Raw genomic sequence first — 14898 nt, 5'->3', positions numbered from 1 at the left:
GACCAGAAGATCGACGGGGCGAAACAGCAAGGCCCGGATTAACCAACAGGGTCCGTTCAGGACCGGGCCCTCGCTGTCGTCCAGCGCCTTATGATCATCGCTTCCGAAGTGCCACCGGCACCGAATGCCGCAGCCGGGCGCAGCGCGGACAGCGCAGGAGCCGTCCGGGGCCGAGCCGGCCGGGTCCGAGATTCTGCATCGGGAACGAAGCGGTGCTGAACACGTGCCCCTCGGCACAACGAACGACGGTGCGCTCCATCGAGCTCCCTTTCCCCATGTACGTGAAAGACAAAAGCCACATTAGGGGATCTATAGGACGTGCTCGAACATGGCACTCCCGGCACCCCCCGACCGGCCTCCGCCCCTCACGGTACGCCCCAACTCCCGCACCCCACGCCCGCGTCCCCATCCCTTCCACAGCACCCACGCATGACCAGAAGACCCCTGCGGCAAGTGCGCCGGGGGTCTTCGATGGGGTAGAGTGTGCGACGGTGCGACGCCCTGCGAGGCGTCTCGCGGGCGTAGTTTAATGGTAGAACATGAGCTTCCCAAGCTCAGAGCGCGAGTTCGATTCTCGTCGCCCGCTCCAGGCGTAAGGCCCAGGTCAGCGACCTGGGCCTTGTTCGTTGTCTAGACCGCGTCAGGCATCTTGCACCAGATCCGCACCAGAAGGGTCGTCGCGGCGGGCGTCCGCGACCTTCTTGCGGTCCGCCCGCACGCGGGCGTCGATCCCATCGGCCACCTCACGCTGCCGCTCGACCTCCGAATGCTGGTAGATCATCGCCGCCCGCTCGGACGACTGCCCCGCACGCACCATCGTGTCCTTGAGAGTGGCGCCCGACTGTGTCGAGAGCGTGTGCCCGTGTGCCGGAGTCATAGAAACGGAAGTCGCCCGGCAAGCCGATCTTCACCCGAGCCGTGCGCCACTTCCGCCCGAACGTCGAGCGCCGGAAGGGAGCGCCCCGTCCGCCGACGAAGAGCAGCCCGTTCGGCTCCTTCTCCGCGAACCATCGCAGCTGCCGTTCGACGTCCTTCCGCATGAACTCCGGCAGAACGATGAGGCGTTTGCCCGCCTCCGACTTGGTGTCACCGACGACCCTTCGCCCGGTGCACAACTCTGGTGCGGCACGGCGGACCCACACGCCCAAGGGCTCCAAGCCGACATCCGGCCGACGAAGCTCGGCTTGCTCCTCCGGACGAGCCGGACCATAGGCTCCGAGGTAGACCATCAGCCGCCAAGGCCGGTCCGGCGGATCGGCGGATCGGCGCGATCGACCACAACGCGCGCCCGCAGCCGACGTCGCCCCGGACCCACCAGGGTGGTGCGTCGGCTGCAGGCCGTCCCGGCTGGTCGCGCGGTTCCCCGCGCCGGGGCACCGGAAAGGGCTGCGCCGACATGCGGGATCGACGGGGCCGGGGGAGGCTGAGCCTGTTCCTATGCAGGAGGTGTTCCATGCTGAGGCGCAGACACTCCACCTCGACCGCCGTCGCCACCGTCGCCGTGCTGGCGCTGCCGTTGTTCACCGGAGCCGGGACGGCGCATGCCGCCGAGTCGAGAACCGGCAGGCATCATCCCACCAAGGGGCAGATCAAGGCCCTGTTCGACCGCTGGAACGCGGCTCTGGCCAGCGGCAATGCGAACCGTGTCGCGAGCCTGTACGCCCCGGACGCTGTGCTACTGCCGACCGTCTCCTCCGAGATCCGCACCACGCGGGCGGCACGGGTCGACTACTTCAAGCACTTCCTGGAGAGCAAGCCGGTCGGCCGCATCCAGGAGCGCCACATCAAGATCCTGAGCCGCAACGATGCTGTGGACAGCGGGCTTTACGAGTTCACGCTGACCAACAAGGACGGCAGCACGTCCAAGGTCGACGCGCGCTACACCTTCGTGTACGAACGGTGCAGGGGCAAGTGGCTCATCGTCAACCACCATTCATCGGCGGTGCCGACGGGGTGAGTTCGCGCTCGGCGTCGATGCCGGGCCGCGCGGGGCGCCTGCGGGGCCTCGCCGATGAGCAGCCGGACGTTCGACGGATCGCCCCGTGATTCCCAAGCTCAGAGCGCGAGTTCGATTCTCATCGCCTGCTCCAGGGAGAAGGCCCGGGTCAGTAACCTGGGCCTTGTTTATTATCTAGACCAGCTGAGGCGCCGTGCCATTCGCGAGCCATAAGGGTCGCCCCGCGGGCCAAGGTTGAGGGGAAGTTGAGGGGAGGGGCCAACGGTGTCGTTGTGCGCATGCGGTGCGGAAATCGCTGATCACTTCGCCTTCTGCCCGCATTGCGGCATTGAACTGCGATGGTCCGCTGAGACCCGCGGCAGCGCGGCTTCGTCGGCTCGTTGATCCGCAGCAATGCCGCCGAGCCGCCCGACGAACGCGCAGCCGGTGCCCTTTTGATAAACCTCGCGGAGGAATGACCCCGGAGCGGGAAAGCTCCGGCTGATGGACTCATGTCTCATCCGCGTGGGACGCCGGCCTCCGCGCCCTGGGCCTGCTCGTACGCCTGGAAGCCGTCCTCGACGCCCAGGAAGATCTCGCCGAAGGTGAGGTAGCCCTCGCTGATGACGGGAGTGTCGCGCAGGGCCTCGATCAAGAAGTAGTACGCGCCCGGATCCTCGGTCTCCAGCACGGCGAAGTCCGAGCAACGGCCGTTGAACGCCTCCGCATCGAAGAAGCGCGCCCCCACCCGGTCCGCGTAGGCGGCAAAGACCGGCTCCAGATGCGCCGCACGCATCGCGTTGCGCTCCTCGCGGGAGAGCGCCAGCCACCGCGGAGTGACCGTGTAGGTCAGAACGATGCCGTACTTCATGAGACTCCTCGAGGTTGTTAACACCGTTAACTTTAGAGGAAAGCTAAAGTGATAGGCGTTAACTTTGTCAAGGGAAGGCGGGTTGAAACCCCCATGTCCAGCACTGCCGGGGCCCGTACCGGCCGCCGTCACCGGGTGCGCGAGGAGGCGCTGGCGGAGATCCTGCGCACCGGCCGGCGGCTGCTGGTCGAGGAAGGGCCCGGTGCTGTCACCCTGCGGGCCATCGCCCGCGAGATGGGCATGACCGCACCCGGCCTGTACCGGTACTACTCCGGCCACCGCGACCTGATCCAGGCGCTGGCCTCGTCCCTCTACGACGAGCTGGCCGCCGCGCTGGCCGCCGCCCGCGACCGTCACCCGGCCGCCGAGCCCGGGCGGCAGCTGCGGGAGGTGTGCCGCGAACTGCGCTGCTGGGCGCTCACCCACCCCCGCGAGTTCGGGCTGCTGTTCGCCAAGCCGGTCACGGACGCCGACACCTCGCCGGGGACCGTCGCGCACGACTCGGGCTGGCGCTTCGGCGGCGTCATCCTCGACCTCATGGTCCGGATGTGGCGCGGAGGAACGATCCGCCCGTCCGCCGACCTCGACCCCGCGTGGACGGCGCAGCTGGAGGAGGTGCGCGAACACCTCTCCGGCGAACCGGTACCGCTGGAGGTCATCTACGTGTTCGTCGCCTGCTGGGCCCGCCTGTACGGAACGGTCGCCGTGGAGGTCTTTGGACACCTCGACTTCGCTCTCACCGACCCCGAACCACTCTTCGAACACACCCTCGACGACATCCTGACCACCCTGGGCGACACTGCCGGCTGACCGGTGAGTCCGAGAAGCTCAGCCCGGAGCGCGGCTCCCCGAGTGTTCCCCGCGCGAAGGGGAGTCGGGCCGCCCGCCCATTGCGGAGCCGAGCGCCATCAGCACGGCGCCGATGGCCAGTACGAGGACCGGCAGCGGCGGCAGCATCGAGTCCCAGGTACGGTCGCCGCCGAGGTGGTAGGTCAGGGTGACCAGGGCGACGCCGAGCGAAGTGCCCAGCGATCTGGTCATGTTGACCATTCCTCCACCGGTACCGGAGTGCTCCTTGGGCACGGACCCCATGACCATCTCGTTGTTGGACGGGGTGAAAAGGCCCAGTCCAAGACCGAGTACGCCGAGCCAGGCGACGAGCCACGGGTCCCGGGGGGCGGCGAAGGCCAGTCCGGCCAGGGCCCCCAGGGTCAGCAGGGCCCCCGCCAAACACCGGCGGCGACTCGGCCACGAGGCCGGCAGCACCGCCTCCTGCGCATTGGCGGCAAGCGCGAATCCGGCCGCCAGCGAGCTGAGCAGCAGGCCCACCCGCAACTCGTCCGCGCCGGTGTGTCTGACGAGCGCCAGCGGCACCAGCACCAACGGCCCGAACAGCACCAGATACCCGGCAAGTGCCCCGAGCAGCCCCCAGGAGATCCGCCGGTCGCGCAGCAGCCGCACCGACACCAGCGGCGCGGGGGCGCGGCTCTCACGCCGTACAAAACCCCGCCACAGGGCCGCGGAGACGACGATCAGCACGGCGCCCGCCCAGCCCGGCACCGGGAGTCCGGAGAAGACGGACACCCCGCCCAGCAGGGTGGCCACCCCTGACACCAGCCAGACCATGCCGGGCAGGTCGAACCGCATGCCGGTGGCTCGCCGACCCGTGGGCGGCAGCAGATAGCGGCCCATGACCATGGCGGCGATACCGACCGGCACATTGATCCAGAACACCCACCGCCAGCCCACCGTGGCCACCAGGACACCGCCCAGCGTCGGCCCGACGGCCAGGCCGAGTGCCTGGCCGGCCGCCTGGAAGCCGAGCGCACTGCGCAGTTTCTCCCGCGGGGCGGCGACGGTGACCAGGGCGACGCTGTTCGCCGCCGTCATCGCCGCGCCCAGCGCCTGCACCACGCGAAAGCACACCAGTGCGGCCAGGCTCGGCGCTAGGGAGCAGGCCGCGGACGAGACGGTGAAGAGAGCGAAACCGCGGAGATAGACCAGCTTGCGGCCGAGCAGATCGGACACATGGCCGACAGTGACCAGCAAGGCGGTCATCACCAGGAGATAGGCCAGCGAAACCCACTGCACCGTGGCGAGCGGAGCGCCGAATTCCCGCTCCAGACTGGGATAGATGATCGTGACGATGCTCGAGTCCAGCTGGCCCATGAAGGCGCCGAAGCAGACGGTCAGCACCACCAGCTGCCATGCGTACGCCGACTCGCGCACCCAACGCGGCCGGCCGCGCTCCCTCAGCAGCCGCTCCCTCAGCCCACCACCCTGATCCGTCATACGGACCACCGTGCACACCGCGCCCGCCACACCTCGCGGCGGCACGCAGTACACACCCCTCATCCCCCGGACAGCCCATCGGCGGGCTCCGCTCCCGACCTGGCCGAGCAGACCCGGCTGAGCGCGGCCCTCTCACTTCACGCTCACTTCACGGTGACCGTGCCGTGCATAAACGGGTGGAACGTGCATATGTAGGAGAACGTGCCGGCCGACTTAAAGGTGTAGCTATAGCTGGCACCCTGGTTCAGGGTCGGCGAATTCAGCGGGCCACCAACCACATTGTGCGCGGCCGAATCGCTGTTGGTCCAGGTCACCGTGGTGCCGCGATTGACGGTCAGCGACGCGGGCGAGAAGGCGAAGCCGGCGATGGACACCTTGTTCGCGGCAGCGGGTGCGGCAGGAGCATTGGCCGTGGAGGGCTGGGTCGGTGCGGCCATGTACATGGAAGAGCCCATATACGAGGAGCCCATATACGAGGAGCGCATGTACATGGAGGATGCGGCATAAGGCGCCCGGTGAGCATGGTGTCCGCCCGAACCGCAGTCGCTCCAAGCGCCGAGCGTCGCCACGCCCAACACAACGGTGGCGCCTGCCAGCACCTTGGTGATGCGGCGGCGGCGCCAGTTGCTTGCTGTATCCATGCTTGTTCTGGAATTCATGACCCCGGACCTCCAATCATTCCGCCGGTCCGGTGTGCGACCGGCTGGCTGCAGGTCACACACCCAGGGGGATTACCAATCTACTCCTGCGGATCTCCCGACTGAAGACGCGGCGAATCACTATCGGTTGCCCACCTACACCTTTGTGGAACAGCGAATGTTGATGGTTCGACAAGGAGAATTCCGCGGCATGAAGAAACAGCGGTGCGCGATAATCGAGCGGAATTCTCGAGCAGTTGTCGGCAGGGCGCTCCGGTGCGGCGCAGCGCGACCCATCGGACACCCCCTAAGGTGCGGCGATCAGTGTGCTGAGGCGCGGGGCGAGCCACGGTCGGCGGCCGCCAGCTCGCATCCGGCCCTGGGCGATCGCCTTCCAGATCGGGGTGCGGCGGAAGGAGACCAGCAGGAACGCGGTCGGTGCCGCCGTTATCCGGCAGTCGTAGGCACCTGGCGGTGCGTCGCGGGTCACCGTGGCCGTCCCGTCGTCGACGACGACGGCCAGGCGCGGGCCGCCCTTGACGGCAAGGTCGAAGGCGATGGAGACGCCCTTCGCCTTTGCCTGGTCCAGGGCGAGCGGCATCATCGTCGGCATCGACTGGCCGAGTACCAGACGGGCCTCGTCCGGTCCGATCGTCCAGGAGAGCCGGGCGCCACGGGCGATGTCGAGGCCGTGCAGCAGGCTTTCGCTGAGCATCAGCCCGGTGGCCGTCGCCAGGGTCAGCACAACTTCCGGTCCATACCAGGGGGTTGGGACGGGAGTGTCCGGAGCGAGGTCTTCGGTGGCGCGCAGGAAGGTTTCGCCCCGCTCGGCGACCAGGTCGCCCAGGCGGGTGCGCTCGTCCTCGCCGAGGAGGCCGATGGACTTGGCGTTCACGGCCGTGAGCCGCTCCTTGAACGAGCCGTCGCCGGGCGGCAGGACGCTGTCCCAGTCCGTGAACTCCTGGGTGAAGGCGGAGCCGTATGCCAGGTACGCGGCGCAGAGGTGCGCCCCGACATCGCCCACCGTCCACACCGGGACGCCGGAGGGCACTTCCATATCCCGTACCTCGCCCAGCAATCGGACCAGGCGCGCGATCACCGTCCTCAGCGCGGCGCGGGTCTTCCGGTGCTCGGCGACGGGGTCGAAGCGGTCGACGGTGCCCATGGCGCACCCCTCTGACGGCGGACGAGCCCGCAGGCTACCGCCGGGTTCCCCGGTGCGGTAGGGGTCGCGTCAGGACCGTTCGGGGGGCGGGGTGTCGGCCGGCAGGGTCCACTCGTCGACCAGGCATCGGGCCCGCCCGGCGTCCTCGGCGAAGACCAGCACCTGAAGCCGCCAGGGCGACCGCCGCCGCGAACAGGGAGCGGTGGTGGAACGGATGCCGCAGATGTCCAGGAACCGACGGATCTCCTCGGCGGCCGTGTCGGTGGCGACGCGCGCCACCGGCAGCAGCAGTCCATACGGGCAGGGGCGGCCGCCCCGGGTGAGTCTCACCGGCCGCCTGATCAGCGGCGGGCCTCGGCGACTTGCTCGTGGTGGTGATGGGGATGGCTTTCGGCGATTTCCCGGTGTTCCTCCGCCGTCGGCTTGGGGATCTGGCCCCCCTCGCCGAAGTAGGCCTGGGACAGCCGGACTCGCGCTCTCTCCAGCAGGCCGATCTTGCGCGGGATGCCGTTCTCGTCGACCTCCGCCCGGAGTTCACGGGGTCTGGGCTGCTCATGCCCGGTGAGGGAGTAGAGGTCCGCCTGGGCCAGCGGCTCATGGATCTCCATGAACTCGCCGTGCGGAACCCGCACGATGATGCCGGACTCCCGGCCGTGCAACACCTTCTCCCGGTCACGGCGTTGCAGGCCCAGGCAGATCCGCTTGGTGGCGACGAAGACCAGGACGGGCAGTACGAAGAAGCCGATCCTGACCACCCAGGTGATCGCGTTGAGCGACACATGGAATTTGATCGCGAACAGGTCGTTGCCGCCGCCCACCAGCAGCAGCACATACTCGGCGACCCAGGCCGCGCCAAAGGCGGTGCGCGACGGATTGTTGCGGGGCCGCTCGGTGATGTGGTGTTCGCGTTTGTCCCCGGTGAGCCAGGCCTCGAAGAACGGATAGCACCACAGGACGAGCAGCACCATGGGGAACACCAACACCGGGATGAGCACCCCGAGTTCCAGGGTGTGCCCCCAGAAATTGAGCTCCCAGCCCGGCATGACACGGACCAGGCCCTCGGAATAGCCCATGTACCAGTCGGGCTGGGCGTCGGTGGTCGCCAGGTCCGGGCGGTAAGGTCCGTACCCCCAGATGGGGTTGACCTGGGCGATCGCGGACATGACCGACACCACACCGGTGACCAGGAAGAAGAATCCGCCGGCCTTGGCCATATAGACCGGCAACAGGGGCATCCCCACCACATTGTTGTTGTTCCGGCCCGGCCCCACGCCCTGGGTGTGCTTGTGGTAGAAGACCAGGATCAGATGGGCCACCAGCAGCCCCGCCATGATGCCGGGGATCAGCAGGACATGGACGGTGAAGAGTCGTGGCACCCAGATGTGGCCGGGGTATTCGCCGCCGAAGATGAACATCACCAGATAGGTGCCGACGATCGGCAGCGACAGCACCGCGCCTTCCATGAAGCGCATGCCCGTGCCGGACAACAGGTCGTCGGGGAGCGAGTAGCCCATGAAGCCGTCGAACATGCCGAGGAACAACAGCCCGGCGCCGAAGAGCCAGTTGAGCTCCCGGGGCTTGCGGAACGCTCCGGTGAAGAAGACCCGCATCATATGCACCAGCATCGCCACGATGAAGACCAGCGCCGCCCAGTGGTGCAGCTGGCGGAGCAGCAGACCCCCGCGGATGTCGAAGCTGATGTCCATCGTCGACCTGAACGCCTCCGACATGGCGATGCCGTTCAGCGGTGTGTAACGGCCGTGGTAGACGACCTCGTTCATGCTGGGCTTGAAGAACAGCGTCAGGTAAACACCGGTCAGAATGATGAGGATGAAGGAATAGAGAGCAACCTCCCCCAGCATGAAGGACCAGTGGTCGGGAAAGATCTTCCGCATGTTCGCCTTGGCGAGCGAAAACAGCCCGACGCGGCCGTCGGCCCAGGTGGCGATCCTCTCGCCCACGGGCGCCTGAGCGGTGGAGGCCGACCCGGCCGCAGATTCTTTCGACATATTGCCCCGGCTACTCGTTGTGTGGATGTGTGGCGGTCCGGGCGGCGCTTCAGGCGATGACACTCGCGTAAGAATGTTCGGATTCGCCCGGTCTTCAACGGGAATCTCCACGCTTGTCCAGTGACATCTTTCACATGTTCGTCAAGGAACGCGGTATTTGCCGGGGAGTGTCGTCGTCCCCCTCCCCGGCACTGGGTTCGCACGAGTTCACGGCCGTACCCTCTGCCTGGTGAACAGCAGCACCTTCTCCTGTCCCGACGCGGATGGATTTCCGGAGCTGGGCCACCGCACTCCGCTGCACCGCCGCGGCGCCTTCTACCGCACCGTCGGCGTGCTCTTCACCCTCCTCGGCTGCGCGCTGCTGGCCGGCGGCCTCTGGCTGTGCACCGCCCTGCCCGGCGCGATGTCCGACGCCGAGGACTACCGTGCGGCCACCCCGTGCGCCCCGGACAGCAGGCCCGGCCCGGCCGAGGACTGCCTCCGGCAGTACCCGGCCACCGTGGCCGAGGTGCACCTCGGCGCCCGGAACGACCCCGGCTATGTCGCCTTCTCGCACAGCGCCCTGCGGCTGGGCAGGGTGGAGTACCGCGGCGAGGACGACGACGCGGCCGCGCACTGGCGGCCGGGCGACCATGCCACCATCTCGGTGTGGCGGGACCGGGTGGTCGCCATGACCGTGGGCGACCACCGCCTCGGGGTCACCGACGTGGACCACGGCGAACTCTTCTTCGCCACGGGCGCGCTGCTGGGCCTGACGTTCGGCGGCGCCCTTCTGTACTGCGGGGTGCTCCGGCTGGGCCGCACCACCGGTCTCGGCTGCACCGCCAACCCCAAGGCCGATGTCCTGCACCCCGTGGTGCTCACGGCGGGCTGCTGGATCCTGCTGACCCTGCTGGTGACCAGCGTCCTCGGCCTGCCGGTCCAGGCCGGTGTGCCGTTCTGGCTGACCGGCCTGGCCTTCACCGCACGAGCGGCGGGCCGCGCGGTCTACCGTCACCGGCTGGGCGCCCGCCCGGGCCGGGACCCCGCCGTTTTCTCCCCCCGGCTCGACCGGCTCTTCGGGGCCGAGGGCATCCTGCTCCCCTGGCAACGCCATGGCGGCCGGACGGAGTCCGCCGCGCTCGCCCGGGGCGAACGGGTCGAATTCGCCGGCCTGCTACCGGGCGACGCCCGCTACTCGCCCGCGCACTCCCCGGTGAACACCCTGGCCCTGGAGAACGGCTCCCTGTACGCCGCCCCCTCCACCGGGATGGGCAAGCTGGCCCGGCGGATCCCGCTGGAGGAGTACCGGCTGTCGGACGTCCGGCTGCTGCACCTGACCCCCACCGACCGCTGGGGCAAACGCGCCTACGCCCGCAATCTGCAGCTGGCCCAACTCGCCCGCGGCGACGAGCGCCTGTCGATCGTCACCGATCCGCACCACCTGAGGCGCATCCTGGAGCTGCTCCCCGAGCGGCCCGCACCGGCCCCGGCTGTCTGACGGCCTCGGCTACCTGACTGCCCCGGCTACCTGACGGCCCCCGCTACCTGAACTCGGCGAGCCGCGGCCGCAGTCCCAGCACGATCAGCGCGGCCGCCGCCAGCAGCGCGCCCCCGGCGGCCGGGAGCAGCACAGAGATATCGTCCCGCCCCTCCCGCGCCTTCTGGGTGAAGACGGCCGCGTTGATGTCGATGTCCTTGCCCAGCGCGGCCATCCACGCCTCGAAGTGCGCATTGGATTTGCCCGGGTCCCAGCTGATCCCGAACTCGGTGGCCTCCCGCAGCCGCCCCGCCGCGACCAGGGAGCGGATCTTCCGGTCGTCGCGCTGGTAGACGGAGTACGTCTCGACCGTGCGCTCGGCGGCCGCGCGTTCCCCGGCGAAGGTGATGTTGTCCATCTCGCGCCGGAACTCGCCGGTGAAGCGCAGGTCGTCATGGCGGGCCCGGTAGGCCTGCCAGGTGCTGTCCAGCCCGTCCGCATAGCCGGCCAGGGTGGCCCCCCGGACGCCGTAGAGCTGCTGGGACTTCTCGAAGTAGGAGCGCTGGTAGTCCTCGCGGCGCCCGGCGTCCAGCAGGTAGCGGCTCTCGTCCGCGTTGAGGTCATAGCCGATGGCCCGGGCCCGGGAGAGCGCGACCACGGAGTCGAAGGAGTCGTGCCGGGCCACCCGCAGCTGGCCGGACGCCCGGTCGAACAGCGAACAGCCGAGGACGACCGCGGCGATGGCGCACACGGTGGCGGCGGCCAGCGCCGGGTTGACCACTCGCCGGAAGCTGCGGGTGAGGTACCACTGCAGCACCCCCAGCCCGGCCAGCAGCAGGACGCCCAGTGCCACCGCGGTGGCCAGCTGCGCGGTGAGCCGGGACTGTGCGGCGTCGTGCTCGGCCAGGAAGGCGGAGTCGGTGGTGTCCACCAGGGTCCGCGCATGCGGCAGGAGCTCCCGCCGGAGCAGGTCGGTGGCGGTCCGGTAGTTGGCGATCGCGGCGCTCTTGCCGTCGGGGCGCCGGTCGTCCTCCCGGGCCTGGCCGATCACCTCCTGGTAGCGGGCGAAGCCGTCGGTGAGGTTCTCCACGGTGTGCTCGGCGGCGCGGTCCCCGTCGACGGCCACGGCGAGGGCGCGCAGCTGATGGCCGGCGGTGCGCCGGGCCTCGTCGTAGACCCGGACGGCCTTGTCGTAGGAGACGGCATTGCGGTCCTGGCCGCCCGAACCGCTGGACAACAGGATGTTGGCGGCCTGGGCGTCCATGTCGTTGAGGGCCAGGTTGAGGTCCGCGGCGCTGCGGGTGCGTGGCGCGTCGCTGTCGGTCACCGTGGACCAGGTGCCGGAGAGCGCCGTCCCGGACACCACCAGCAGCACGCCGAGGGCACCGGCCACCAGCAGGTTCACGGTGCGCAGCAGCCGCAGCCGGGCCGGTACCGTCGCCGTCCGGCGCCGGCCCGCCTCGGCCGCGGCCCGGCGTATTCGCCGTGCCGGGTGCTCCGGCCGCGGCGGGCCGCCGGGGGAGCGGCTGCCCGGGCGCGGCCGTGGTACGGCCGGGGCGTGCGGTGTGGTGGCGGTGTCCGGACCGACCGCCTTCGGTTTCTGTGCCGTACCGGCGGTGCTGGTCACGCGCCCTCCCCGTCACGCCGCGGAGGGCCGTACGTCCCCCGTGCGAAGGCAGTCTGCGGCTGCTGGGGTGGCCGGATAACCTGCGTTGACGCGTCCCTGACGCCACTTCACCTTGCTCTTAACGCGCCGTTGACATCCCGTCAGTGGCCCGGCCAGCCCTGCAGGTGGCGGTGGACGGTCACCTCAGCGCGGGCGTTCTTGAGCACCGTGGTGACCTGGGCGGCGAGGGCGTCGGCCTGCTTCTTCAGTTCCGCGGCCGGGAGCGTGGAGCGGCCGAGGGCGTCCAGTCGGCGGTGGATGTCGGCGAGCCGGCGCCGGGTGGCGCGGTCCAGGCGGGTGGGCTCGGGGGTGGCGACGATGAACTGGTAGGCGCCGGCCAGGGTTTGGCAGCCGGTGCAGTGGTCATTGACGGCCCGGCCGTCGTTCACGGCATTGAGGTGGAAGTGTTCGCCCGCCAGGGTGACGATCTGGAAGGAGAGGGCCACCGACCGGCAGGCGTCGTCCGCCGTACAGCCCACGCCGGTGGCCAGGGCCTGGTTGCGGACGCTCGCCGCGCCGACCTTGCCCAGCTGGTGGATGTCAAAGCCGTCCCGGAACTGGCTGTGCCGCCCGTGGTTCGCCGTGGTCCGCACGCTGTCGCGGGCCTGCAGGACGGCCTCGGCGGCCTGGGCGGGCATGGCGGTGGCGGCGGTGGCGACTCCGGCCGCGAGCAGGCCGAGGCGCAGCGTATAGCGGTGGATGGTGCTCATGGGATCCTCCGGGTTCAGTGGTGTACGGGCGGCGGCGGGGCCGCCGGGGTGGTGGCGACCGGCGGGTGCGGCGTTGCCGGGGCGCCGGCGGTGGGCTTGGGCGCCGGGGCGGTCGCCGGGGCCGACGGGTGCGGGACGCTCGTGGGTACCGGCGCCGGGGGCGGGGTGCGCGAGGGCGCCGGCTTCGGTGCGGGCACGGTGTGGGTGGCGGTGGGGCTGGGTGGCGCGGTGGGCCGCGGGACGTCGGTGCCGGTCCGGACCGGGGCGGCGGCGGGCGGCGGGGTGGGCGGGAGCAGCGGGACGGGCACGGCCGTGGGCGGGTGCCAGGGCAGCGGTGCCCGGCCGTCCGGCCGTCCGGCCGGTACGGGCCGCGGGTCCGCGAGGTGCCCGCGGCCGGGGGCACGGCCGAGGGGCGAGGGGGGTGCGGTGGGCACATGGGGCTGGAGGATGGGGGCGATCGGCGGGGCGGGGGGCAGCGGCTTGGGGGTGACCCCGCTGAACCAGGCGAAGCCCAGCCCGGTGGCCGCGCCCGCCACGGTCAGTGCGAGGCAGGTCCGCAGCAGGGGGCGGCCGGCGGTGGCCCGCAGGGCGTTGCGGGCAAGCCGTCCGGTGAGCCGGATGGACAGATAGGTCATGCCGACCAGCGGGCAGATGAGCATCAGGCTGCCCAGCACCCCGGCCAGCCCGCCGGCGAGCTGGCCGTCGGCGAACGCCTGGCAGGTGCCGGTGAGTTGCTGGCTGAGGGAGCGTACCCCGGTGTCGATCAGGCGGGGCAGGTTCCACAGTGCGTAGCAGAGGTCGGCGATCAGCAGCGGGACCATGGTCAGCACCCAGGTGGTGACGATGGCCCGGGTGGAGCGCTTGAGGTCGGCGACGGCCGGTTCCGGCGGGCGGCCCGGGATCATGCTCAGCAGAATCGGCTTGATCTTGCCGTAGAGGTCCGGGACCCCGGCGAGGTCGCCGAGGATGAAGTAGCCGTCCAGTCGGACGGCGGGCATCAGCTGCTCCAGCACCTCGAAGTGCCCCAGATAGACGGCGCTGAGCAGGAACGGCTGTCCGGTGAGGAAGTAGGCACCGGTCAGGCCGAGCATGAAGAGGACGTTGAAGTAGACGCCGCCGAGGTCGGTGCGGATCCGCCCGGCCCGGCCGAGCCGGTAGACGTCGGTGACGTCGGTGTACATGGACGGCCAGATCAGGAACAGCCCGCAGCCGATGCAGCCGGGGCGCGCCCCGCCGTACCGGCAGGCCGAGGCGTGGCCGAACTCGTGGAAGACCAGGGATGCCACGGTGAGGCCGAACACCGCGAGCAGCAGCAGGGGTTGCTCGAGCACCTTGAGCACGGGTGTCATGGCGCCGTGGAAGCCGAACAGCCAGGTGTCCATGGCGAGGGCGGCGAGCAGTGCCAGTGCCACCACCGGCGGCCGGTGCAGCCAGGCCAGCGTGCTGGCGATGTTGGCGGTCCGCCGCTCGTTGAAGACGACCCGGTGGCCCTTGAGGCTGAGCAGCAAGTCCGAGCGGGGTCCGTCGACTTGGTCGTCCTCCCGGCCGTCGGGCACGGTGAGGCCGAGCGGGCCGAGCTTGTGCTCCAGCAGGTAGGCGATGTTCTCGGGGCTGACCTCCCGCCCGTATTCGGCGCTGACCAGGCGGGCGACGGCGGGGGTGTCGCGCACCCCGTCGATGGCCGAGGCGACCAGGTGGAGCAGCAGGGAGAGCTGCACCACCTGGCCGTCACCGCGCCGGGCGAGGTACTTGGGCACGGTGGAGCCGGAGCCCTGGTATTCGCCGTGCAGCTGCAGCCCGGCGGCGAGCCGGGGAACGGGTGCGGCGGGCGGCGGCTGTGGTGACGCGGCCGGTGTTCCGGCGGCTTCCCCCGTCTCGTACGCCCGAAGGCCCGCGTACGGGAAGCCGCCGGGCCCCGGCACCGGGGCGTCGGCGACCCCTGTCATGACGTCCGACGATCCGGTGCGGGCCTGGATCAGCGTGGTGTCGCCGGTGTGATGGCGGCCGCGGCCGGCCTCGTGGTCTCCGACCACCGTCATCCGTTCCTCCCCCTCGGCGAGCACTCGGCACTTCAGGCGGGTCCCCCCCTGTCGGGGGGGGGGGGGGGGGGCGCGCCCCCCCCGCGCCCCCCCCCCCCCCCGCGCTCGGCCTG

General features: G+C 70.2%; 13 protein-coding genes, 1 tRNA gene and 1 pseudogene. 5 read left to right on the top strand and 10 right to left on the bottom strand.

Annotated features, from left to right (window positions below):
• The first annotated feature begins 515 nt into the window (after positions 1 to 515).
• Positions 516 to 589 (top strand) — tRNA-Gly (locus ABCR83_RS31000).
• A 51-nt stretch (positions 590 to 640) separates the two neighbouring features.
• On the opposite strand, the pseudogene ABCR83_RS30995 reads toward ABCR83_RS31000, so the two are convergent.
• Positions 641 to 1238 (bottom strand): annotated as a pseudogene (locus ABCR83_RS30995) (tyrosine-type recombinase/integrase); the annotation flags it as partial.
• 215 nt (positions 1239 to 1453) lie between these two features.
• Between ABCR83_RS30995 and ABCR83_RS30990 the strand changes: the two are divergent.
• Positions 1454 to 1957: an SgcJ/EcaC family oxidoreductase gene (locus tag ABCR83_RS30990; protein WP_462698580.1), complete on the top strand. Its 504-nt coding sequence runs from the start codon at positions 1454 to 1456 to the stop codon at positions 1955 to 1957.
• Positions 1958 to 2221: 264 nt separating this feature from the next.
• Complete coding sequence (locus ABCR83_RS30985) at positions 2222 to 2341, top strand: zinc-ribbon domain-containing protein (RefSeq protein ID WP_462698579.1); 120 nt, start codon at positions 2222 to 2224, stop codon at positions 2339 to 2341.
• Positions 2342 to 2453: 112 nt separating this feature from the next.
• Here ABCR83_RS30985 and ABCR83_RS30980 read toward each other — a convergent pair whose 3' ends face one another.
• Positions 2454 to 2807 carry a darcynin family protein gene (locus ABCR83_RS30980; protein ID WP_462698578.1) on the bottom strand — a complete coding sequence of 118 codons (354 nt, stop codon included), beginning with the start codon at positions 2805 to 2807 and terminating at the stop codon, positions 2454 to 2456.
• Between the two features lie 93 nt (positions 2808 to 2900).
• On the opposite strand from ABCR83_RS30980, the gene ABCR83_RS30975 reads away from it, so the two are divergent.
• A complete protein-coding gene (locus ABCR83_RS30975; protein ID WP_462698577.1) occupies positions 2901 to 3617 on the top strand; it encodes a TetR/AcrR family transcriptional regulator in 717 nt (238 codons plus the stop codon).
• An 18-nt stretch (positions 3618 to 3635) separates the two neighbouring features.
• Here ABCR83_RS30975 and ABCR83_RS30970 read toward each other — a convergent pair whose 3' ends face one another.
• From ABCR83_RS30970 to qcrB, 5 genes are all read right to left on the bottom strand, one after another.
• Positions 3636 to 5099, bottom strand: coding sequence for an MFS transporter (locus ABCR83_RS30970; RefSeq protein WP_462698576.1), 1464 nt, complete (start codon positions 5097 to 5099; stop codon positions 3636 to 3638).
• A 143-nt stretch (positions 5100 to 5242) separates the two neighbouring features.
• On the bottom strand, positions 5243 to 5758 hold the full coding sequence (locus tag ABCR83_RS30965) for a cupredoxin domain-containing protein (protein ID WP_462698575.1): 516 nt from the start codon (positions 5756 to 5758) through the stop codon (positions 5243 to 5245).
• A 286-nt stretch (positions 5759 to 6044) separates the two neighbouring features.
• Entirely contained in the window at positions 6045 to 6902 is an 858-nt protein-coding gene (locus ABCR83_RS30960) for a maleylpyruvate isomerase N-terminal domain-containing protein (protein WP_462698574.1), read from the bottom strand.
• Positions 6903 to 6971: 69 nt separating this feature from the next.
• On the bottom strand, positions 6972 to 7232 hold the full coding sequence (locus ABCR83_RS30955) for a hypothetical protein (protein ID WP_462698573.1): 261 nt from the start codon (positions 7230 to 7232) through the stop codon (positions 6972 to 6974).
• Between the two features lie 11 nt (positions 7233 to 7243).
• On the bottom strand, positions 7244 to 8911 hold the full coding sequence (gene qcrB / locus ABCR83_RS30950) for a cytochrome bc1 complex cytochrome b subunit (RefSeq protein WP_462698572.1): 1668 nt from the start codon (positions 8909 to 8911) through the stop codon (positions 7244 to 7246).
• Between the two features lie 229 nt (positions 8912 to 9140).
• On the opposite strand from qcrB, the gene ABCR83_RS30945 reads away from it, so the two are divergent.
• Complete coding sequence (locus tag ABCR83_RS30945) at positions 9141 to 10391, top strand: hypothetical protein (protein ID WP_462698571.1); 1251 nt, start codon at positions 9141 to 9143, stop codon at positions 10389 to 10391.
• Between the two features lie 43 nt (positions 10392 to 10434).
• Here ABCR83_RS30945 and ABCR83_RS30940 read toward each other — a convergent pair whose 3' ends face one another.
• The 3 genes from ABCR83_RS30940 to ABCR83_RS30930 all read right to left on the bottom strand — a co-directional run bounded on the left by ABCR83_RS30940 (position 10435) and on the right by ABCR83_RS30930 (position 14785).
• Positions 10435 to 11997 (bottom strand): hypothetical protein, encoded by a 1563-nt coding sequence (locus ABCR83_RS30940; RefSeq protein WP_462698570.1) that lies wholly within the window; start codon positions 11995 to 11997, stop codon positions 10435 to 10437.
• A gap of 140 nt (positions 11998 to 12137) precedes the next feature.
• A complete protein-coding gene (locus tag ABCR83_RS30935) occupies positions 12138 to 12746 on the bottom strand; it encodes a hypothetical protein (protein ID WP_462698569.1) in 609 nt (202 codons plus the stop codon).
• Between the two features lie 14 nt (positions 12747 to 12760).
• Positions 12761 to 14785 carry a zinc metalloprotease gene (locus tag ABCR83_RS30930; protein ID WP_462698568.1) on the bottom strand — a complete coding sequence of 675 codons (2025 nt, stop codon included), beginning with the start codon at positions 14783 to 14785 and terminating at the stop codon, positions 12761 to 12763.
• Positions 14786 to 14898 lie beyond the last annotated feature (113 nt).

The sequence above is a fragment of the Streptomyces xingningensis genome (assembly GCF_054957865.1).
This window is presented reverse-complemented; position numbering and strand designations above follow the sequence as displayed.